This is a genomic window from Pseudomonas sp. P108 (assembly GCF_032613195.1).
GTDB lineage: Bacteria > Pseudomonadota > Gammaproteobacteria > Pseudomonadales > Pseudomonadaceae > Aquipseudomonas.
Genome location: NZ_CP126691.1, coordinates 4,578,303 through 4,600,691, shown reverse-complemented (window position 1 = coordinate 4,600,691; position 22,389 = coordinate 4,578,303). Strand labels below are relative to the sequence as shown.

15 protein-coding genes are annotated in these 22,389 nt (G+C 59.2%); 9 read left to right on the top strand and 6 right to left on the bottom strand.

What is annotated here, in order from left to right; translation table 11 throughout:
- Positions 1 to 67 precede the first annotated feature (67 nt).
- The 3 genes from topA to QOM10_RS20110 all read left to right on the top strand — a co-directional run bounded on the left by topA (position 68) and on the right by QOM10_RS20110 (position 3,706).
- Entirely contained in the window at positions 68 to 2,698 is a 2,631-nt protein-coding gene (gene topA, locus QOM10_RS20120) for a type I DNA topoisomerase (RefSeq protein ID WP_127929155.1), read from the top strand.
- Between the two features lie 143 nt (positions 2,699 to 2,841).
- Positions 2,842 to 3,366, top strand: a complete 525-nt coding sequence (locus tag QOM10_RS20115; RefSeq protein WP_316916839.1) for a DUF6586 family protein — start codon at positions 2,842 to 2,844, stop codon at positions 3,364 to 3,366.
- A gap of 106 nt (positions 3,367 to 3,472) precedes the next feature.
- Positions 3,473 to 3,706 carry a hypothetical protein gene (locus tag QOM10_RS20110; RefSeq protein ID WP_003226592.1) on the top strand — a complete coding sequence of 78 codons (234 nt, stop codon included), beginning with the start codon at positions 3,473 to 3,475 and terminating at the stop codon, positions 3,704 to 3,706.
- A 94-nt stretch (positions 3,707 to 3,800) separates the two neighbouring features.
- Here QOM10_RS20110 and sulA read toward each other — a convergent pair whose 3' ends face one another.
- Together sulA and lexA are read right to left on the bottom strand one after the other, a co-directional pair.
- Positions 3,801 to 4,274, bottom strand: coding sequence for an SOS-induced cell division inhibitor SulA (sulA, locus tag QOM10_RS20105; protein WP_150794810.1), 474 nt, complete (start codon positions 4,272 to 4,274; stop codon positions 3,801 to 3,803).
- A gap of 10 nt (positions 4,275 to 4,284) precedes the next feature.
- Positions 4,285 to 4,893 carry a transcriptional repressor LexA gene (lexA, locus tag QOM10_RS20100; protein WP_003226590.1) on the bottom strand — a complete coding sequence of 203 codons (609 nt, stop codon included), beginning with the start codon at positions 4,891 to 4,893 and terminating at the stop codon, positions 4,285 to 4,287.
- Positions 4,894 to 5,122: 229 nt separating this feature from the next.
- Here lexA and QOM10_RS20095 point away from each other — a divergent pair, with 229 nt between their 5' ends.
- The 4 genes from QOM10_RS20095 to QOM10_RS20080 all read left to right on the top strand — a co-directional run bounded on the left by QOM10_RS20095 (position 5,123) and on the right by QOM10_RS20080 (position 11,050).
- A complete protein-coding gene (locus QOM10_RS20095; RefSeq protein ID WP_007910473.1) occupies positions 5,123 to 5,830 on the top strand; it encodes a TetR/AcrR family transcriptional regulator in 708 nt (235 codons plus the stop codon).
- Between the two features lie 158 nt (positions 5,831 to 5,988).
- A complete protein-coding gene (gene nagZ, locus QOM10_RS20090; RefSeq protein WP_127929153.1) occupies positions 5,989 to 6,999 on the top strand; it encodes a beta-N-acetylhexosaminidase in 1,011 nt (336 codons plus the stop codon).
- Between the two features lie 10 nt (positions 7,000 to 7,009).
- Complete coding sequence (locus QOM10_RS20085) at positions 7,010 to 7,747, top strand: S-methyl-5'-thioinosine phosphorylase (protein WP_016986745.1); 738 nt, start codon at positions 7,010 to 7,012, stop codon at positions 7,745 to 7,747.
- 9 nt (positions 7,748 to 7,756) lie between these two features.
- Entirely contained in the window at positions 7,757 to 11,050 is a 3,294-nt protein-coding gene (locus QOM10_RS20080) for a DEAD/DEAH box helicase (protein WP_316916838.1), read from the top strand.
- A 125-nt stretch (positions 11,051 to 11,175) separates the two neighbouring features.
- Here QOM10_RS20080 and QOM10_RS20075 read toward each other — a convergent pair whose 3' ends face one another.
- The 3 genes from QOM10_RS20075 to mfd are packed head-to-tail and all read right to left on the bottom strand — an operon-like array spanning position 11,176 to position 17,904.
- The gene (locus QOM10_RS20075) at positions 11,176 to 13,866 is read right to left on the bottom strand and encodes a DEAD/DEAH box helicase (RefSeq protein WP_316916837.1); all 2,691 of its coding nucleotides are present in this window, start codon (positions 13,864 to 13,866) and stop codon (positions 11,176 to 11,178) included.
- 11 nt (positions 13,867 to 13,877) lie between these two features.
- Positions 13,878 to 14,444 (bottom strand): CsiV family protein, encoded by a 567-nt coding sequence (locus tag QOM10_RS20070; RefSeq protein ID WP_127929149.1) that lies wholly within the window; start codon positions 14,442 to 14,444, stop codon positions 13,878 to 13,880.
- Between the two features lie 10 nt (positions 14,445 to 14,454).
- Positions 14,455 to 17,904, bottom strand: a complete 3,450-nt coding sequence (gene mfd / locus QOM10_RS20065; protein WP_316916836.1) for a transcription-repair coupling factor — start codon at positions 17,902 to 17,904, stop codon at positions 14,455 to 14,457.
- A 354-nt stretch (positions 17,905 to 18,258) separates the two neighbouring features.
- Between mfd and QOM10_RS20060 the strand changes: the two genes are divergently transcribed.
- Positions 18,259 to 19,722 (top strand): glyceraldehyde-3-phosphate dehydrogenase, encoded by a 1,464-nt coding sequence (locus tag QOM10_RS20060; RefSeq protein WP_034156430.1) that lies wholly within the window; start codon positions 18,259 to 18,261, stop codon positions 19,720 to 19,722.
- A gap of 170 nt (positions 19,723 to 19,892) precedes the next feature.
- Here the strand turns inward: QOM10_RS20060 and QOM10_RS20055 are convergent, their stop codons facing one another.
- Positions 19,893 to 21,194 carry an MFS transporter gene (locus QOM10_RS20055; protein ID WP_316916835.1) on the bottom strand — a complete coding sequence of 434 codons (1,302 nt, stop codon included), beginning with the start codon at positions 21,192 to 21,194 and terminating at the stop codon, positions 19,893 to 19,895.
- 162 nt (positions 21,195 to 21,356) lie between these two features.
- Between QOM10_RS20055 and QOM10_RS20050 the strand changes: the two genes are divergently transcribed.
- On the top strand, positions 21,357 to 22,301 hold the full coding sequence (locus QOM10_RS20050; RefSeq protein WP_224790131.1) for an FAD:protein FMN transferase: 945 nt from the start codon (positions 21,357 to 21,359) through the stop codon (positions 22,299 to 22,301).
- The last annotated feature ends 88 nt before the right edge of the window (positions 22,302 to 22,389 follow it).

Below are 22,389 nucleotides of genomic sequence, written 5' to 3'. Positions count from 1 at the left end.
ATATATAGCGGTGCCGCGTCAGGCGCCAACCGCCTTTCACTTCTAGAATTCAGGAATTTTCTGATCCATGGGCAAATCGCTGGTCATTGTGGAATCCCCGGCTAAGGCCAAGACCATCAACAAGTATCTGGGTAACCAATACGTGGTGAAGTCGAGTATCGGCCATATCCGAGACCTGCCCACCAGCGGTTCGGCTAGCGCCAGCAAAGAGCCAGCCGCCAAGCGCGGCAAGGCTGCTGCGGGCGAAGGTCCGGTGCTCTCGCCGAAAGAGAAAGCGCGTAAGCAGCTGGTCTCGCGTATGGGTGTCGATCCCGATCATGGCTGGAAAGCCAAGTACGAGATCCTTCCGGGTAAAGAGAAGGTCATCGAAGAGCTGCGCCGGCTCGCCAAAGATGCTGACACCATCTATCTCGCAACCGACTTGGATCGCGAGGGGGAAGCCATTGCCTGGCACCTGCGCGAAGCCATCGGTGGTGACGACAGCCGCTACAAGCGCGTGGTGTTCAACGAAATCACCAAGAAGGCGATTCAGGAAGCCTTCTCGGAGCCGGGCGAGCTGGACATCGATCGTGTCAACGCACAGCAGGCGCGTCGTTTCCTTGACCGCGTTGTGGGTTACATGGTCTCGCCGCTGCTGTGGGCGAAGATCGCTCGTGGTCTGTCTGCCGGTCGTGTGCAATCGGTAGCCGTGAAGCTGGTGGTTGAGCGTGAGCGCGAAATTCGTGCGTTCAACCCGGAAGAGTATTGGGAAGTGCATGCCGACCTCGGCACCGCCAAAGGCTCGACCGTGCGTTTCGAAGTAGCTCGCGAGAAAGGCGAAGCCTTCAAGCCGCTCAACGAAGCCCAGGCCATGGCTGCGCTGGAGAAGCTCAAGTCTTCCAGCTACAGCATCGTCAAACGCGAAGACAAACCGACCAGCAGCAAGCCTTCGGCGCCTTTCATCACGTCGACCCTGCAACAGGCTGCGAGTAACCGCCTGGGCTTCGGTGTGAAGAAAACCATGATGATGGCCCAGCGTCTGTACGAAGCCGGCTACATCACCTATATGCGTACCGACTCGACCAACCTCTCGGCCGATGCCGTGGCGATGGCGCGTACTTACATCGAAGACGAGTTCGGCAAGAAGTACCTGCCGGAAACACCAAACGTCTACAGCAGCAAAGAAGGCGCTCAAGAGGCTCACGAAGCGATCCGTCCTTCCGACGCCAACACCACGCCGAGCAAGCTCGCAGGCATGGAGCGTGACGCTGAGCGCCTCTACGAGTTGATCTGGCGTCAGTTCCTCGCTTGCCAGATGCTGCCGGCGCAATACCTGTCGACCACTGTCAGCGTCGGCGCTGGCGACTTCGAGCTGCGCGCCAAGGGCCGTATCCTCAAGTTCGACGGTTACACCCGCGTTATGCCGCAAATTGCCAAGCCAGGCGACGACGACGTTCTGCCTGATATGGCGCAGGGCGACGTGATGAAGCTGATCAAGCTTGATCCATCGCAGCACTTCACCAAGCCGCCGGCGCGTTACTCGGAAGCCAGCCTGGTTAAAGAAATGGAAAAACGTGGCATCGGTCGTCCTTCGACTTACGCTGCGATCATTTCGACCATTCAGGATCGCGGCTACGTGACTCTGCACAACCGTCGTTTCTACTCGGAAAAGATGGGCGACATCGTTACCGAGCGTCTGTCGGAAAGCTTCTCCAACCTCATGGACTACGGCTTCACTGCCGGCATGGAAGAGAACCTCGATGACGTGGCACAGGGTGAGCGCGACTGGAAAAGCGTGCTGGACGAGTTCTACGGCGATTTCAAAAAGAAACTCGAAGTAGCCGAAAACCCTGAAAGCGGCATGCGCGCCAATCAGCCGGTCATGACCGACATTCCGTGCACGACCTGTGGACGTCCGATGCAGATTCGGACTGCGTCGACCGGCGTGTTCCTCGGTTGCTCAGGCTACAGCCTGCCGCCGAAAGAACGCTGCAAAGCCACCGTCAACCTGGTGCCGGGCGACGAGATCGCTGCGGACGATGAGGGTGAGTCGGAGTCTCTGGTTCTGCGCGGCAAGCATCGTTGCCCGATCTGCAGCACGGCGATGGACGCTTATCTGCTCGACGAGAAGCGCAAGCTGCACATCTGCGGTAACAACCCGGATTGTGCTGGCTACGAAATCGAAGAGGGCAGCTATCGCATCAAGGGCTACGAAGGTCCGAGCCTGGAATGCGACAAGTGTGGCAGCGAGATGCAGCTCAAGACTGGCCGTTTCGGCAAGTTCTTCGGTTGCACCAACCCTGAATGCAAGAACACCCGCAAACTGCTGAAAAGCGGTGATGCAGCGCCGCCGAAGATGGATCCGGTGAAGATGCCTGAGCTGAAATGCGAAAAGGTCAACGACACATACATCCTCCGTGACGGGGCCTCTGGTCTGTTCCTGGCCGCCAGCCAGTTCCCGAAAAACCGTGAAACCCGTGCTCCGCTGGTGATCGAGATTGTGCCGCACAAGGACGAAATCGATCCGAAGTACCACTTCCTCTGCGACGCGCCTAAGAAGGATCCTGATGGTCTGCCAGCGGTCATCCGCTACAGCCGCAAGACCAAGGAGCAATACGTGCAGACCGAAGTCGACGGCAAGCCTACGGGTTGGAAGGCGTACTTCGACGGTGGCAAGTGGACGGTTGAAGACAAGCGTACGAAGGCCAAAGCTGAGTAAGCGTTAGTCCGACACTGAAAGGCCGCATGAGAACCCTTGGGTTTTCATGCGGCCTTTTTGTTTTGTGCTTGCGGTGGGATCGGCTGATCCACGACACTGTCCGGCCTGTGTGAAGCAATTATTTCGTTGTGGAGAGCGCCGTCATGGCTCACGAACTCTATACCCGCACCAACCAGAAGATCTATTTCGCCGGCCTGTCGCTCGAAGCCTTGGCTCGCGCTGAAGAGGGGCGGGCGATGAATTCTCTGGCGTTGATTCAGGCTGGGCGTGAATCGGCGCTATTTCACCTGTACGGCGCCTTGCTGGGGCTTTGTCATGAGATCGCGGGTTTCTATCGTCTGCCGCAGGCCAATGCGCCGCGGGCCGAGGTGCTGCTGACGCGTGAAGTGCTGGAGTCGATCGCAATTCCCGAACTGGCGGAAATGGTTGAGTTGGCGGGCAATTCTGAAACCTGGTTGGCAAAACTGCTGGCAGCGCATTCGGCGCTGTTTCAACCGCCACGAGTGCCGCACAAGCCGAAGGGTGATGTGACGCAACCGTTGATTCGGGCGATTAATCTGGACGAAGAAGAAGCGCCAGAAGAGTTGAGTCGAGAGGAGCTGGAGAGCTGGCGGCAGAACTTGAAAGGTCTGGCGATACGTTTCCGCGAAGGCTTGAACGAGTGCTGAGGGCGATTGACACGGTGGCAATCTGAAACATGCTGCTGGTCAAGATCCCGAGCGAAGCCTGAATGATGTCTATATAATCCCTGCCTTTCGTGGAGAACAGACCTTTATGCCAACGTCCTTTCTAGAAATTGTCGAGTTACCCGACGGCCGAATCGAGCTGCGCAGGGCCGAGGACGAGGGTTCTCTGGTGACGCTGGATTTCTCCGAGGATGCCAAGGCGTTCCTGCAAGGTCAGCATGTGGAGATCGCCAAGGCGATGTTAAGCGTCGGCGTGCAAATGGCCGGTCGCATGGTCGAAGGCGAGTTTGATAAGGAAGAGGGGCCGCGGGTTCTTCATTGATCCCCGTCTTTTTACTTTTTGACGTTACCGCTTCAGATCGGCTTCTCTGTCCCTGGAGAAGCCCTGCGCTTCACACAGCGCGTATAAGCACCAATCAACCCAAGCGAATATTCAGGCTCTGAGCATCGCCCGTGCGTGCGGCGTTGATCAGTTGTTGCCGTGAATTTGCGTTCAGCGGGTTGAGCCAAGTGACTACGGTGTGACTGCGACCCAGCTTCAGGGCTTCGCATGCCAGTTGCTGAGCGCTTTGAGCGCCCCGTGGTTGCAGCAGCAGAATGCGTTCGCGGTTCAGGCCGGCATCCCGCAGCCATGTCTGGGTCAGGCTTGCAGGAGGCGCTATCAGCGTCAGCCAGCGCGCGTCCTGATCTTCACTGAGTTCGCGAAGGATCGGGGCTAGCAGGTTCAGGCAGTTCCCGGCAGCACCCCGCAGTGACAGCTCACTGAATACTTCGGGTTCGGCATTCCATGGGCGCTCGACGACCTCTTTCAGGATCGGCGCCATCGGTTGCGCCAGAAACGCTTCGAATAAAGGCAGTTGTGTTTGCTGAGGGGTGTGTGGGAACTGCATAAAGCCTCCTTTAGCGGCGGATTACGCCGACACTCAAACCTTCGATCACCAGTTCCTGATCTTTCAGGTCGACTTCGATAGGGGCGAACTCAGGGTTTTCGGCAATCAGCCAGACCTTGCTGCCTTCACGCTTGAAGCGTTTGACCGTCACTTCATCGCCGATGCGGGCGACGACGACCTGGCCATTACGCGCCTCGCGGGTGGTGTGCACGGCAAGGAGGTCACCGTCGAAAATGCCGATGTCCTTCATGCTCATGCCATGCACGCGCAATAGATAGTCGGCGCGCGGATGGAAGAAGGCCGGATTGATGTTGCAGGATTCTTCGATGTGCTGCTGGGCGAGGATTGGCGCGCCGGCAGCGACCCGGCCAATGATCGGCAGGGTGGAGTCGTCGGCCTTGGCTTCGAAGCCGGGAATGCGAATACCGCGAGAAGCGCCAGGGGTCATCTCGATGGCACCTTTGCGGGCCAGTGCCTTGAGATGTTCTTCAGCCGCGTTCGGCGACTTGAAGCCTAGTTCCTGAGCGATTTCCGCACGGGTTGGCGGATAACCGTTGTCTTCGAGGCAACGTTTGATAAAGGCCAGAATCTCGGCTTGGCGTGGCGTCAGCTTTAGCATATTGATCGCTCTGTCTTTTTATACAGTGACTGGGATTATATACAGTGAAGCGCCCTTGGCAATGCCCGTTTTTTTGTCGGCCGCCAGACGGTCGGCAGCCTTGCTTATTAATGCATCGGTCTTGTGTGGTTAAATAGCTGACCGACCATTCCCAAAACGAACCGGCAGGCTTGACAAGGCACAGGCTGAAACGTATGTTTCAAACAAGTGTTTGTCAGGCGGAGTAGCCATGGCCCAGTCGGAAACCGTTGAACGCATTCTTGATGCTGCCGAGCAGTTGTTCGCGGAGAAAGGTTTCGCTGAAACCTCATTGCGTTTGATCACCAGCAAGGCTGGCGTCAACCTGGCAGCAGTGAACTATCATTTCGGTTCGAAGAAAGCCCTGATCCAGGCGGTTTTTTCGCGCTTCCTCGGCCCGTTCTGCATCAGCCTCGACAAAGAGCTGGAGCGGCGTCAGGCCAAGCCTGAAAACAAGCCAACCCTAGAAGAGCTGCTGGAAATCCTTGTCGAACAGGCTCTCGTGGTTCAGCCACGCAGCGGCAACGACCTGTCGATCTTCATGCGTTTGCTCGGCCTCGCGTTCAGCCAGAGCCAGGGCCACTTGCGTCGTTATCTGGAAGACATGTACGGCAAGGTTTTCCGTCGCTACATGTTGCTGGTCAACGAAGCCGCACCACGCATTCCGCCGATCGAGCTGTTCTGGCGCGTGCACTTCATGCTCGGTGCTGCCGCGTTCAGCATGTCCGGGATCAAGGCTTTGCGGGCGATCGCCGAGACGGATTTCGGCGTCAACACCTCCATCGAGCAAGTGATGCGCCTGATGGTGCCGTTCCTCGCTGCCGGCATGCGTGCCGAGACCGGTGTCACCGACGCGGCGATGGCTACTGCACAACTGCGTCCGCGCAGCAAATCAACGCCGGTCGCCGCCAAGGTTTAACCGCGCACGGGTGGGCGTGGCAGCTTGTATCCGCTAAGCTAGCCGCCCATGCCGACTCACGTTCTGAACCCGATCCTCATAGAAATTGCCGACCTGCCGAGCATGGCTCACGGTAGCGATTTCCTGCGGGTCGGGTTTTTCGTTTTCAAGGAATCTCTATGACTGCTGGCCTGCAAGGCTCGTTGATGGTGGACGTCGCCGGTACCTGGCTGACGGCTGAAGATCGCCAATTGTTGCGTCAGCCCGAAGTGGGCGGCCTGATCATTTTCGCGCGCAACATCGAGCATCCGCGCCAGGTGCGTGAGCTCAGTGCGTCGATTCGCGCGATTCGCCCGGATCTGCTGCTGGCGGTGGATCAAGAGGGTGGTCGCGTGCAGCGTCTGCGTCAGGGCTTCGTGCGTCTGCCGGCCATGCGCGCCATCGCCGACAACCCGAATGCTGAATACCTCGCCGAGCAATGCGGCTGGATCATGGCCACCGAAGTGCTGGCGGTCGGGCTCGACCTGAGCTTCGCCCCGGTGCTTGATCTGGATTACCAGCGCAGTGCCGTGGTTGGCACTCGTTCGTTCGAAGGTGATCCCGAGCGCGCTGCGGTGCTCGCCGGTGCATTCATTCGCGGCATGAACAGCGCCGGGATGGCCGCCACTGGCAAGCATTTCCCTGGCCACGGCTGGGCTGAAGCAGACTCTCATGTCGCGATTCCAAACGACGAGCGCAGCCTCGACGAGATCCGCGCCAACGATCTCGTACCCTTCGCCAAACTCAGCAAACAATTGGCCGCGATCATGCCGGCGCACGTCATCTATCCGCAGGTCGATTCGCAGCCAGCCGGCTTCTCTCGCCGCTGGTTACAGGACATCCTGCGCGGCGAATTGCAATTCGACGGCGTGATCTTCAGCGACGATCTGTCGATGGCCGGCGCCCACGTGGTTGGCGATGCCGCCAGCCGCATCGAAGCCGCTTTGACTGCCGGTTGCGACATGGGCCTGGTGTGCAACGACCGCGCCGCTGCCGAACTGGCCCTGAGCGCCGCACAACGCATGAAGGTCAAGCCGTCCGCGCGCATCGCGCGCATGCGCGGCCAGGCATTCGCCAGTACTGATTACCGGCAGGATCCGCGCTGGCTCACCGCCATCGGCGCGCTCAAAGACGCTCAATTGATCGATTAAGGATTTTGCTATGACGGTTTACGCAATCATCGGTGGCACCGGCCTGACCCAACTCGAAGGCTTGACCATTCGCCAATCGCTGGCGGTGGACACGCCCTACGGCGCGCCATCGGCCGACGTGCAAATTGGCGAATACGCCGGCAAGGAAGTGCTGTTCCTCGCCCGTCATGGCCACCCGCATCGTTTTCCGCCGCACAAGGTCAACTACCGCGCCAACCTGTGGGCGTTGAAGCAGGCCGGTGCCGAAGCGATCATTGCCGTTAACGCGGTGGGCGGAATTCACCCGGCCATGGGCACCGGGCACTTCTGCGTGCCGCACCAGATCGTCGACTACACCAGCGGGCGCGAGCACACCTTTTTCGCCGATGATCTGGAGCACGTCACCCACATCGACTTCAGCTTTCCCTACAGCGAACCGCTGCGTCAGCAATTGATCGCCGCTGTGGCCGCCGAAGGTTGCGAGTACAGCGATCAGGGCGTGTATGCCTGCACCCAGGGCCCGCGTCTGGAAACGGTCGCCGAGATCGTGCGTCTTGAGCGTGATGGCTGTGACATCGTCGGCATGACCGGTATGCCGGAAGCGGCACTGGCCCGCGAGCTGGATCTGGATTATGCCTGTCTGGCACTGGTGGTGAACCCGGCAGCGGGCAAGACCACCGAAGTGATCACCATGGCCGAGATCGAGCAGGCCTTGCATGACGGCATGGGCAAGGTGAAGTCGGCATTGGCGCGGGTGTTGGCCGGCTAAGGGCTGCCCATGAGCATTTTCATCGAACAGCTCAAGTCGTTGGCCTGGACTCAGGCATTCAGTAGCAAGGCGCTGGCCAAGGCTCGCGCTTATGCCGCCGATGATCGGGTAGAGATCATTGAGATCAATGACAAAAAGATCGAGGCGTTCTGCGTCGGTTCGGAAAATCAGGCGTATGAACAAAGCATTTACCTGTCCGAAGATCGGCTGGGTTCCGTCAACTTGCGTTGCCTGTGCAGCTGTCCTGTCGTAATCGACTGCAAGCATTGCGCTGCGGTGCTCTATCACCTGCAGGGCAGTGCTGATGATGCGTCTGAAAGTGACGCACAGATCCCGTTGGGTCGGGCGCTGGAACATTGGCTTTCGACCATTCCCGTGCCGGCCAAACCTGCTGAAGAAGGCGCGCAAACCGCAGGCACGCGCCTGTTTTACAAGCTCAAGCCAACGCCTGTGAGCGGCAAGTGGCTGCTCGATATTTTCAAGGTTTCCCAGCTCAAGAGCGGCGAGTTACGCGAAGTCAAACCGATGTATTCGCTAGCGGAAATGCTCATGCGTCAGCCCGGCTACCTGTCCGAGCTGGATCTGCGCGTTGCCAGGCTGCTGGTTGCCATGCACTCTCACCACGCCTATTACAGCGGCTATCCGCTGGAAGGCAGCAGCGGCGCCGAACTGCTGGAAATGCTCCTGCGCACCTCGCGGCTGTTCCTCGATTTCGAGGATCTGCGACCGTTGGTGCCGGGCGCGAAGCGCATCGGTCAGTTCGCCTGGGCCGAGCAGGCCGACGGCGGTTTCCGCGCGCAGTGGAGCAGTGCCGAGGCTGCGCATGAAACTGTGCTGGCGCTGGAGCCGCTTTATTACCTGGATCGTGAACAGCGGCAGATTGGCCCTCTGTTCAATGAGCTGGAAGAAAAACTGGCCAGCCATTTGACTCTGGCGCCGGACATTCCGGCGCGTCAGGCCATGCAGTTCAGCCATCGCATGAGCGCCGCGACGAGAATCCCGCCGCCACACCAACTGACCGAACGAGTCATCGACGACGTACTTCCGCAGCCGCAACTCACCCTCGTCAGCGGTCGGGAGCGCTCGCGCTGGGAGTACATTCTTGAGCACCGCGCCGCTCTGGTGTTTACCTACAACGGCCAGCCGACGGTGGATCGCAACCCGGAAGTAATGATCCTCAACGGTACCGCAACCCAGCGCATTCAACGCCAGCCTGCGGTGGAAAAGAAACTGCGCCAGATCCTGCAAAAGCTCGGTTTCAAAAAAGCCACGCGCAAGAGCTCGCTGGATCGTCCCGGCGAGATGTTCACGTTGCCGGATGATTCCGCCTGGCTCGGGTTTATGCACGAAGGGCTTGCCACGTTGCGCGCCTCGAACTGGGAAGTGGAGATGAGTCCCGGCTTTCATTTCAATGTGCAACCGGTTGAGCATTGGTACGCCGAGGTCGAAGAAGAGGCTGGGCATCAGTGGTTTGACTTGCAGTTGGGTATCGTCGTCAATGGCCAGCGATATAGTTTGCTACCAATCCTTCTGCACTTGTTGCGCACCCAGCCGCGCTTGCTTGACCCGGTCAATCTGGCACAACGCAGCGATGACGAAAAACTCCTGATCGAACTGAAACCCAGCGGTTTTGGCGACCCTTCAGGCGCCAAGGTGGCGCTGCCGCTGAGTCGGGTCAAACCGCTGATGGCCACGCTGGGCGAGTTGTACCTGGGCGGTCATCAGAGCGATGCACTGCGCTTGAGTGTCCCGGATGCCGCGCGCTTGAGTATGCTCGATGGCGTACCGCTGGATTGGCAAGGTGGCGAGCGGCTGCGCACCTTTGCCAAGCGCCTGCAGAATTCCAGTCACTCCCACGTCGTTGCGCCGGCCGGCCTTAACGCGCAACTGCGCCCGTATCAGCTCGAAGGGCTGAACTGGATGCAGACCCTGCGCGAGCTTGAGGTCGGCGGCATTCTGGGCGATGACATGGGGCTGGGCAAAACGCTGCAAACCCTGGCGCATCTGCTCACGGAAAAACACGCCGGTCGCCTCGATTGCCCGGCTCTGGCGGTGATGCCGACCAGCCTGATTCCCAACTGGCTCGACGAGGCCGAGCGTTTCACCCCTCAGTTGAAAGTATTGGCGCTGCACGGCACGGGGCGGCAAAAGGATTTCGCCAATCTGGCTGAGTACGATCTGGTGCTGACCACTTACGCGTTGCTGCCAAGGGATTTGGAGACCTTGCAGCCGCAGACGTGGAGCGTGCTGATTCTCGACGAAGCGCAGAACATCAAAAACCCGATCAGTAAAGCGGCGCAAGCGGCCCGTGACCTGCAGGCCCGCCAGCGCTTGTGCCTGAGCGGCACGCCATTGGAAAACCACCTGGGCGAGCTTTGGTCGCAGTTTCATTTCCTCATGCCCGGTTGGCTCGGCGACAGCAAATCCTTCAATCGCGATTACCGCACGCCAATCGAGAAGCACGGCAATGTTCAGCGCATGCAGCACCTGACGGCGCGGATAAAACCCTTTTTGCTGCGGCGCAAGAAGGATCAGGTGGCTACCGAGCTGCCACCGAAAACCGAAATTGTCCATTGGGTGGATCTCAGCGACGGCCAGCGTGATGTCTATGAAACCGTTCGCGTGGCGATGGACAAAAAAGTCCGCGACGAAATAGCCCGCAGTGGCGTGGCGCGCAGTCAGATCATCATTCTCGATGCCTTGCTCAAGCTGCGTCAGGTCTGTTGCGACTTGCGCCTGATCAACATGCCGCTGACGGCGAAGGCGCTGCGCTCCGGCAGTGGCAAGCTGGTGAGCTTGATGGAGATGCTCGAAGAGCTGCTCGGCGAAGGTCGCAGGATTCTGCTGTTCTCGCAGTTCACCTCAATGCTCGCCTTGATCGAGGAAGAATTGCGGCAACGTGACATTGCCTATTCGCTGCTGACCGGTGACACCACGGATCGACGCACGCCGGTGAAGGATTTCCAGGGCGGCAAGGTGCCGTTGTTTCTGATCAGTCTGAAGGCCGGGGGTACCGGTTTGAACCTGACCGCTGCGGACACAGTGATCCACTTCGACCCTTGGTGGAACCCGGCGGTGGAGAATCAGGCAACCGATCGTGCGTATCGAATCGGGCAAAACAATCCGGTGTTTGTTTACAAGCTGATCGCTCGCGGCACCGTAGAGGAAAAGATACAGGCGTTGCAGCAGGAGAAAGCCGCGCTGGCCGGGGCGGTGCTTGAAGGCGGGACGACGGGTGGCTGGAAGCTGGAGCAGAGTGACATTGAGGCGCTGTTTGCACCGTTGCCGGTTTCCAAGGATTGAGCTTGGGTTTTAACCGTTAGACCGAGGCGCCCTATTCGCGAGCAGGCTCGCTCCCACATGGGAAATGCATTCCAACTGTGGGAGCGAGCCTGCTCGCGAAAGCTATTTAACAGGCGACAAATATCTCAACGCTTGTCGAGCTTGTCCGGTAACGGCGCAAACAGCGCTTCGATATCATCACTCTGCAACTTCCAGTCTCCGGCCTTGCGCCCATCCAGCACGCCTGCCGCCAAGTCGGATTTTTCCTTTTGCAGGTGCTGAATCTTCTCTTCCACCGTGCCCCGGGCAATCATCTTGTAGACAAACACCGGCTTTTCCTGGCCGATCCGGTACGCGCGATCGGTTGCCTGATTTTCCGTCGCCGGGTTCCACCACGGATCGTAGTGAATCACCGTATCCGCCTCAGTCAGGTTCAAGCCGACGCCACCAGCCTTCAGGCTGATGAGAAAGATCTGACGCTTGCCGCTCTGGAATTCCTTCACCGGCGTGCGTCGATCACGGGTCTGGCCGGTCAGTAGCGCGTAGGACACGTTACGTTTTTTCAGCTCTTCCTCAATCAACGACAGCATCGACGTGAATTGCGAGAACAGCAGAATCCTGCGTCCTTCCTCGAACAACTCCTCAAGCATTTCCATCAGGCTGTCGAGCTTGCCCGAGGTGCTGCCGCGAGCGGGCAGGGTGGCGTCGTTGACCAGGCGCAGATCGCAGCAAACCTGACGCAGCTTGAGCAGCGCCTCAAGAATGATGATCTGACTGCGCGCCACGCCTTTGCGGGTGATCTCGTCGCGGACTTTCTTGTCCATCGCCAAACGCATGGTTTCGTACACATCGCGCTGCGCTTCGTTGAGATCGACCCAATGGATGATCTCGGTTTTCGGCGGCAACTCGGTAGCCACCTGTTCCTTGGTCCGGCGCAGCAGAAACGGTTTTATCCTACCGTTCAAGTGCTGAAGTCTGACTTCGCTGCCGCGCTTTTCAATCGGCACGCGGTAATCGGCATTGAAGCTTTTCACGTCGCCGAGCCAGCCCGGCAGCAGGAAGTGAAACAGTGACCACAGCTCGCCCAAGTGGTTTTCCAGCGGTGTACCGCTGAGGCACAGGCGCTGGCGCGCATTCAGCTCGCGCGCCGCCTGAGCGGCTTTGCTGTTCGGGTTCTTGATGTACTGCGCCTCATCCAGCACCAACACATGCAACGGCTGCCTGGCCAGACGTTCGACGTCTTTGGGCAGCAGCGCGTAGGTCGTGAGGATGAGGTCGAAGTCGGCCAGATTGTCGAAATGCTTTTTGCGAGTGGCGCCGTACAGCGCGACCACCTTCAATTGCGGCGTGAAGTGCGCCGCCTCATCCAGCCAGTTGGGGATCAGGCTGGTCGGCATCACCACCATGCACGGCCGATCCAGGCGTCCGGCGTTTTTCTCGCTGAGAATATGCGCCAAGGTCTGTAGGGTTTTACCCAGCCCCATGTCATCCGCGAGAATCCCGCCGACTTCCAGTTGCCGCAGCGACTGCATCCAGCTCAAGCCTTCGAGCTGATAGGGGCGCAGCGTCGCGTTCAAGCCTTGCGGCGCTTCAACGCTGAAATCACGAATGTCGCGCAGGCGTTGAGCGAACGTGCGGATCTGCTCACCGCCCTCCCACAGCAGCGGCAGGCCTTCCAGCGAATTGAGGCGCGTGGCGTCGGCCTTGCTCAGGCGCAGGGTGGTTTCGCCCGGCTCCTGCAAATAGAACTCGCCGAGCGTCATCAATACCGGCTTCAGCCGACCCAGTGGCAACGCCACCTGCAGTGGCCCGTGCTCAATGTTGCGTTGCGGGACGTTGACCAGAATCAGTTCGTCATCGCGACGGCGAGCAAGGCGTTCCGGGTTGAGGATTTCCGCGTGTGAGCGCATCAGGTTGAGCAGAATCGGCAGCAGACTGAGGCGCTCACCGTTGACGATGATCCCCAGCTCCAGATCAAACCAGTCGCGATCCGGCACCTGTTCGACCGTGGCATACCAGTCATCCACGGCGGTCAGATCGAAGCCGAATTCCTCATCGATCTGCAGCTCCCAACCTTGGCTGCGCAGCTTCGGCAGTTCGTTGAGGGTGAAAGTCAGCCAGGCGCTGTCATTGACCATCTCGTAGAGCTCGCCGGCACTTTCCGGCAGCGCTTTGCTCTGTCGCGTGGCGATGCGAAAGCCGAGGATTCTTAACTGTTCGCGGTAGGACTGTTCGACTTCCGGGTGACGTTTTATCCGCAGCGTCTGGGTTTCCTGACGAATCAGGATGTCGCTGTTCTTCTGCCCGCTGACGTATTCGTCGAGATAGCTGAACGACAGCGCCGCACGATGCTGGATGTAGCGCTGCATCTTGCCGTTGCGAGGTTCGAAAGCGCTGAACTCGACGCTGGCCAGCCACAGGCGCGGCATCGGCTGCACATTGTCGACCAGCACTTGCGGCGGTGCTTTCGGGCCACGGTTTTCCAGCACGGCCTGGAGTTTCTCCAGCAGCTCGGCGTCTTTGGCGGCGGCGGGGTAGTCGAGGGTTTCCTGGACTTTCAGCAAAACAGCGGCGCAGTGTTTGCAGTTGGTGCGCACCGGGCAGGTGCAGCCAGCGTCCACCAGCAACAAAGTGCCTTTGGCTGACTCGCGCAAATGAATGGTCTGACGGTAAACGTTACCGCCAGAGCCTTCGCAACTGGCGGTAATCGTTGCATCGCCGACCTGGGCGATACGTACCCGGTTTTCCAGGGCGTAGCGGCGGCCACGCTCCAGGCTCTGTTCCTTGAATCGGCTGACCCATGAGGGCGCCAACGGTTTACTCAGCGGCGGGTTCATAAGGACTTCGATCAGTCCGGAATCGCTTCAGGCGCTTCCCGTGGCGCAGGCGCGGTCAGGGAAGTGATCTTGATCAGCAGGGCCAGATGGCCATTGTCGAGATAGTTGAGTTGGCCGTTCTTGGTGTGGCTGTCCTGTTTCAGGCGTTCACTGGCGGTGACCAGGCCATTGGCGTCGATCTGATTGACCCAGAAGTCGGCGTTCACATCGGTGAAGCGCCCGAGCTTCATCTCCAGCGTGCCCTCGATCGGGAACTGACCGAATTGCTCCTGGCCGTCGCTGACGGCGACTTTGGCTGGCGTCTCACCGAGGGTTTGCTGCCAGGCCTTGTGCATCAAGACTGTGTAGTCGCCGCTGGCGGTGAGCTTGGTGACGACGTCATTCAGCGCAGGTGTGCGCTGGCTGTCATCGGCCAGGCGCTGGGCGCCAGCGGCCCAGTCTTCCGGCGCGGCACGGCTGACGATCGCCGGCACGGCGTTCTGGCGAACCAGAATCATCTCGACCTGATACAGGTCATCGGCAAACGCCGTAGGCGCTACCAGGGTCAGCAGCAAAGTCAGCGAACGAAACAGGCGCATTGGGCGTCCTTCAAACAGATTTCGGGAGGAGGCGCTCAAACAGCGCCTCTACAGTATTAAAGCGCTCTTCCGGACGTTCCATCGGTACCTGGAACTTGAACATCGTCGCACCTTCGAATTTGTAGCGTTTTGGCTGGCTCTGGATCAGCTTGATCAGCGTCATCGGATCGACCGGCGTCTGCGCTTCGAACTCGATACGTCCACCTTGCGGGCCGCCATCGACCTTCTTGATGCCCAACTGCTCGGCCTGCAACTTCAATGCAGTGATGCGCACCAGATTTTTCGTCGGTTCCGGCAGCAGACCGAAACGGTCGATCATCTCGACTTGCAGATCCTTCAGGCCTTCCTCGTCGGTGGCCGAGGCAATGCGCTTGTACAGAATCAGGCGCGCGTGAACGTCCGGCAGATAGTCTTCCGGAATCAGCGCCGGTACCCGCAGGTTGACTTCCGGGCCTCCGCCCAGCGGTTGATCGAGGTTCGGTTGCTCGCCCTTGCGGATCGATTTCACCGCGCGCTCAAGCATTTCCATATACAGCGTGAAACCGACGGCTTGAATCTGCCCGCTCTGGCCATCGCCGAGCAATTCGCCGGCACCACGGATTTCCAGGTCGTTGGTCGCGAGCACGAAACCGGCGCCGAGATCCTGCGTATTGGCAATCGCTTCCAGACGCTTTTCCGCGTCCGAAGTGATTTGCTGGCGCGGCGGCGTCAGCAGGTAAGCGTAAGCCTGGTGGTGACTGCGGCCAACGCGACCACGCAACTGGTGCAGTTGCGCCAGGCCGAACTTGTCGGCGCGCTCGATGATGATGGTGTTGGCGCTCGGCACGTCGATGCCGGTCTCGATGATGGTCGAGGCGATCAGCACGTTGAAGCGCTTGTGATAGAAGTCGCTCATCACCTGTTCGAGTTCGCGCTCGCGCATCTGCCCGTGGCCGATGCCGATACGCGCTTCCGGCACCAGTTCGGCGAGATCGGCAGCGCATTTCTCGATGGTTTTCACATCGTTATGCAGGTAGTAAACCTGGCCGCCACGCAGCAGTTCGCGGAGCAGGGCCTCTTTGACCGTGCTCTTGTTCTGCTCCATGACGAAGGTGCGCACCGACAGGCGTCGCGCCGGCGGCGTGGCGATGATCGACAGGTCGCGCATGCCCGACACCGCCATGTTCAACGTGCGCGGAATCGGCGTGGCGGTCAGGGTCAGAATGTCGACTTCACTGCGCAGGGCCTTGAGCTGTTCTTTCTGGCGGACACCGAAGCGGTGTTCTTCGTCGATGATCACCAGCCCGAGGTTTTTGATTTTTACATCGTCGGACAGCAGCTTGTGCGTGCCGATGACGATGTCGATCTTGCCTTCCGCGAGATCGGCGATCGCCGCATTCACTTCCTTGGCCGACTTGAAGCGGCTCATCACTTCCACAGTCACCGGCCAGTCGGCGAAGCGATCACGGAAGCTGTTGTAGTGCTGCTGGGCGAGCAGGGTGGTCGGTACCAGAATCGCCACTTGACGACCGCCGTGTACGGCGATGAACGCTGCACGCATGGCCACTTCGGTCTTGCCGAAGCCGACGTCGCCACAGACCAGTCGATCCATCGGTTTCGGCGCGAGCATGTCTTCGCGCACGGCTTCGATGGTCGATTGCTGATCCGGGGTTTCTTCGAACGGGAAACCGGCGCTGAACGTCGCGTAATCGGCTTTCGGGTCGGCGAACGCGTAGCCTTCGCGAGCGGCACGACGGGCGTAGATGTCGAGCAATTCAGCGGCAACATCGCGTACCTGTTCGGCGGCTTTGCGTTTGGCTTTCTGCCAGGTTTCCGAGCCGAGTCGGTGCAGCGGGGCCAGGGCGTCGTCGCTGCCGGTGTAGCGTGCGATCAGATGCAGGTTGGCCACCGGTACGTAAAGCTTGGCGTTCTCGGCGTATTCGAGGGTGAGGAATTCGGCTGCCTGATTGTCGATTTCCAGAATGGTCAGGCCCAGATAACGGCCGACACCGTGGTCGATGTGCACCACCGGCGCGCCTTCGCGCAGCTCGGTGAGGTTCTTGATCACTGCGTCATTGCTGACGTCGCTGCGTTTCTCGCGACGACGACGTTGCATCACGCGTTGGCCGAACAGCGGGCTTTCCGCGACCAGTGCCAGCGCCGGGTCATCCAGCAGCAGGCCTTCGTCGAGCGGGGCAATGGTGATCGCCAGACGATCCTTGCTCGCGACGAAGTCCGGCCAGCTGTCGACGGTTTTCGGCCGCAGCTTCAGACGTTCGAGCAACTCCAGCAGCACTTCGCGACGGCCAGCGGATTCGGCGGTGAACAGCACGCGGCCGGGGAATTCATCGAGAAATGCCGACAGCGCGGCCAGCGGTTGCGTGGCTTTGGCTTCAATCGCCAGATTCGGCAGTGCTTGTGCAGGAAAGCGCTCACGACCGACGCCGGTTTCCACGTCTTGCTGGCTGGCGACCACACGTGGCCAGCTCTTCAAGCGAGCGAAGCAATCTTCCACCGGCAGGAACAATTCCGCCGGTGGCAATAATGGACGCGAAGGATCGACGCGACGTTCTTCGTAACGATTGCGCACGTCGTTCCAGAAATTCTCCGCTGCTTGCTCGATGCCCGGCAACGAGAACACTTGGGTGTCTTGCGGCAGATAATCGAACAGCGTCGAGGTTTCGTCGAAGAACAGCGGCAGGTAGTACTCGATGCCGGCCGGGGTAATCCCGCTGCTCAGATCCTGAAAGATCGGGCAGCGACGGAAGTCGACGTCGAAACGCTCGCGGAAGCGCGCCTTGAAGCGGGTCACCGCGTCTTTTTGCAGTGGAAACTCGCGGGCCGGCAGCAGCTTGACCGATTCGACCTTGTCGATGGAACGCTGGTTTTCCGGATCGAAGGTGCGCAGGGTTTCGATCTCATCGTCGAACAAGTCGATGCGATAAGGCAGTTTGCTGCCCATCGGGAACAGGTCGATCAGCGCGCCGCGTACGGTGAACTCGCCGTGCTCATAGACCGTGTCGACGTAGCGATAGCCACTGGCTTCGAGGCGCGCACGCATCTGTTCAACGTCGAGCTTCTGGCCGACATCCAGTACCAGACTGCTGCCGAGCAGGAACTTGGTCGGCGCCAAGCGATGCAATGCCGTGGTAATCGGCACCACCAGCACGCCGTGGGCCAACTCCGGCAGCCTATATAGGCTGGCGATGCGCTGGGAAATGATGTCCTGGTGCGGCGAGAACAGGTCGTACGGCAGGGTTTCCCAGTCAGGGAAATGCAGCACGGGCAAATCCGGGGCGAAGAAACTCAGCTCCTGTTCCAGTCGTTCAGCGCTCTGGCTGTCGGCGGTCAGTAGCAGGGTGAAGCGCTTGGCAGCGCTGGCAGCCTCGGCAATCGCCAGGCTGAGGGCAGCACCGGGCAAATTGCCCCAATGCTGTTTACCTGCCTCGGCAGGGAGTAGCGGTAGACGCAGAACGGGCACGGAAGGTTGAGCTCCAGGCTTTGCGACAAAGTCGGTAATTGTAGCGGCGTCGGGTGCCGCCTGTCAGTTGCAGACTACGTCTATCTTCGCTGTTTGGACGAAATGTAGTGGTAACCATAAAAAGCAGGCGTTTTTTTGTGGTTATGTAGTGCCGAAAGTGGCTGGTGTTACGGAGGGTTACAGACATCGTCTAACAGTCGTCGAAAAATTGACTGCGCTGAAAGCCCCGGTTTTACTGGGCTTGAGAGGGGCGTAATTTTTTTGAACGGAATTTTGTTACCGATTTCGCGACAAGCGCGCATTGCTACAGGAGGTTGTCAGCGGCATAATGTAGCCCCTTTTTTCTGCCCCTACATGTGGAAGGTTACCGTGACTCAGAAGCCCGACCAGTGTCTTGGTGAATGGATCGACCGTGAAGCACTCGCAGAAGCGATGATTCCGCTTATCGGTCAGCTCTACCGCAATAACAACGTGGTGAGCTCGATCTATGGCCGCAGCCTGATCAACCAGTCTGTCATCGCGATTCTCAAAGCTCACCGCTTTGCGCGCCACCGTTCTTCCGACGACAGCGAACTCTCCGTCCACGAAACATTCCCACTGCTCAAAGCCATGAGCGAGCTCAAGCTCGGCGCGGCTTCGGTGGATCTGGGCAAGTTGGCGTTCAAATTCCGCAACGAAGGCAATGGCCGCAGCGCCGAGCAATTCGTTCGTGAAGAAATGGCTGACGTGGTTGGCCAGCAAAACGCTTCCGCACGTAAAGGCACTGACGTTGTGCTGTACGGCTTCGGTCGTATCGGCCGTCTGCTGGCGCGCATCCTGATCGAAAAAACAGGTGGTGGCGACGGCCTGCGTCTGCGTGCCATCGTCGTGCGCAAAGGCGCCGAAAACGACCTGACCAAACGCGCCAGCCTGCTGCGTCGCGATTCGGTACACGGTTCGTTCAACGGCACCATTACCATCGACGAAGAAAACAACACCATCACCGCCAACGGTAACCTGATCCAGGTCATCTACGCGAAGAACCCGACTGAAGTGGATTACACCCAGTACGGCATCAAAGACGCGCTGCTGGTGGACAACACCGGTGTATGGCGTGACGCCGATGGCCTGGGTCAGCACTTGCAGTGCCCGGGTATCGACCGCGTTGTTCTAACCGCGCCTGGCAAAGGCAAGCTGAAGAACATCGTGCACGGCATCAACCACGGTGAAATCACCGCTGACGACAAGATCGTGTCCGCCGCTTCCTGCACCACCAACGCCATCGTGCCGGTGCTGAAGGCTGTGAATGACAAGTTCGGCATCATCAACGGTCACGTCGAAACCGTTCACTCGTACACCAACGACCAGAACCTGATCGACAACTTCCACAAGGGCGATCGCCGTGGTCGTAGCGCCGCGCTGAACATGGTAATCACCGAGACCGGTGCTGCCACCGCTGCTGCCAAGGCCCTGCCTGAGCTGGCCGGCAAGCTGACCGGTAACGCGATCCGTGTTCCAACGCCGAACGTGTCGATGGCCATTCTCAACCTCAACCTTGAGAAAGCCGCCACCCGTGAAGAGATGAACGAGTACCTGCGCTACATGGCGCTGCACTCCGATCTGCACAAGCAAATCGACTTCGTCAATTCGCAGGAAGTGGTTTCGACCGACTTCGTCGGCTCGCGCCACGCCGGTGTGGTCGACGCTGAAGCGACCATCGTTCAGGACAACCGCGTTGTTCTGTACGTCTGGTACGACAACGAGTTCGGTTACAGCTGCCAGGTTATTCGCGTGATGGAAGACATGGCCGGTGTAAACCCGCCAGCGTTCCCGCGCTAAGCGATAGCTGCACATGAAAACGCCCCGACCTAGGTCGGGGCGTTTTTGTTTGTGTGCCTTTTAGAGCTGTGTTGTCAGTACCGGCCCCTTCGCGAGCAGGCTCGCTCCCACACTGGATCTGTGTCGCTTAGAAAATCCCCTGTGGGAGCGAGCTTGCTCGCGAAGGCGATTTATCGGGCGCCGCCGGGCACGGCTGCTTGAGCGGTGCGCAGCTCATGCTTGTTACCGTGGAACAGCACCAGCGTCGCAATCAGCCCCAACACCGCCGCGCCACTGAGCCAGATCCCCGGCGCAGCCTTGTTATCCAGCACATGAATCAGATACGTGCACGCCGCCGGGGTAAACCCGCCGAACGTCGCTGTTGCCAGGCTGTAAGCCAGCGAGAACCCGGTCGTACGCACTTCCACCGGCATGATCTCGGTCAGCGCCACCACCATCGCGCCGTTGTATGAGCCGTACAGGAACGACAGCCACAACTCGACGATCAGCAAATGGCTGAAGCTCGGGTTCGCCACCAGCCACGACAGCGCCGGATAAGCAGTGAGGATCGCCAGAATCGTCGCCGCCAGCAGTAGGGGTTTACGTCCGATCTTGTCAGACACTGCACCCATCACCGGCAGCCAGAAGAAGTTCGACAAACCAATACACACCGTCACCAGTAACGCATCGAAGTCCGACAGGTGCAGCTCGGCCTTGCCGAAGGTCGGGGTGTACGCGGTGATCAGGTAGAAAGACACCGTGGTCATCACTACCAGCGCCATGCCGGCGATGACGATGCCAAAGTTCTGACCGATCGAGCGGACAATTTCCCGCAGAGTAGGGCGATGTTTCCTGGCTTGGAACTCCGGCGTTTCCTCCAGTGAACGGCGAATGACGAAGATCACCGGCACAATCATGCAGCCGATCAGGAACGGCACGCGCCAGCCCCAATCGCCCATTTGTTCCGGGCTCAGCCAATGGTTGAGGCCGACGCCGAGCAATCCGGCGAAGACCACCGCCGCTTGCTGACTCGCAGACTGCCAACTGACGAAGAAGCCCTTGCGGCCCGGTGTGGCAATCTCAGCCAGATACACCGACACGCCACCCAGCTCCACGCCGGCCGAGAAGCCTTGCAGCAAACGGCCAAACAGTACGAGCAGCGGTGCGGCGACGCCGAGGGTGGCGTAGCCCGGCACGCAGGCAATCAGCACTGTACCGGCAGCCATCAGCGCGAGGGTGATGATCAGTCCTTGGCGACGACCATGGCGGTCAATGTAGGCGCCGAGGAAAATCGCTCCCAGCGGACGCATCAGGAAGCCAGCGCCAAAGGTCGCCAGCGCCAGCATCAGAGAAGCGAAGGCGCTGTCAGTCGGGAAGAAGGTTTTGGCGATGGCCGTGGCGTAAAAGCCATAGACCATGAAGTCGAACATTTCGAGGAAGTTGCCGCTGACAACGCGAAAGATCGCTTTGCCTTTGCCCGTGGTGGAGGACATGTTCAGGTACTCACTATTGGATTTTGTATAAAGATGTTGCAGATCCTTTAATTCATAATGGCCGTCGCGGTTTTGCAGGGAGATGAATAATTGTTCACTGGACGATGGCTTTGGCTTGTGGTGTTGGCAGGTCTTTTGGTGGGCTGCGGCAATGGCGATTCCATGGAGAATTTCGGTGGGCCGACCATGGGCAGCACGTATTCAATCAAGTACGTGCGTCACGCTGGCATGCCTGGGGTGAAGCAGGTTCGCAGTGAAGTGGAGGGCGTCCTCGGCGAAGTCGATCGGCAGTTGTCCACCTATCGCAATGATTCGGACATCGAGCGTTTCAACGCTTTGCCCGCGAACAGCTGTCAGAAAATGCCTGCATCGGTCCTTGAGTTGGTCCGCGTTGGCGAACAACTGTCAGTGCAAAGCGAAGGCTCCTACGACCTCACTGTCGAGCCGTTGATGAATCTGTGGGGATTCGGCCCGCAGGGGCGCGAAGGGAAAGTCCCAGGTGCCGACGCACTGGCCGAGGTGATGGCGCGCGTCGGTCATCAGCACTTGCACATCAATGGCGATCAGTTGTGCAAGGACGCCGCCGTCGAAGTCGACTTCAACAGCATCGCCGCCGGTTATGCCGTCGACACCATCGCGGCCAGGCTCGACGCGCTGGGCATCCACGATTACCTCGCTGAAGCCACGGGTGAGTTAAAGGCAAAGGGTCGCAAGCTTGACGGCTCATCGTGGCGCATCGCTCTGGAAGAGCCCCGCGACGATCAGCAGGTCGCCGAGCGCATCATCAATGTTGACGGCTACGGCGTTTCCACCTCCGGCGACTACCGTAACTATTTCCTGCAGGGCGGCCGGCGTTATTCCCACACCTTCGATGCGCGGACTGGCGCACCCGTCCTACACGATCTGGCGTCAGTCACGGTGATTCATCCTTCAGCCTTGATGGCCGATGGACTATCGACGCTGTTGCTGATTCTCGGCCCGGAAAGGGCTTGGGACTATGCCGAAAAACATGACATTGGTGCATTCTTTGTGATTCGTGCCGATACAGGTTTTGTCGTCCGTACCAACACGGCTTTCGAACGCCTCAGTGGCAAGAAAACTGACTGAGAACAATACGAAAGCTGGCGTTGTAGTGCAGGCAAAAGTAGCCTACGACGCGACCAAGGGTTAATGTGCGCGGCGTTGACGCTTCTAT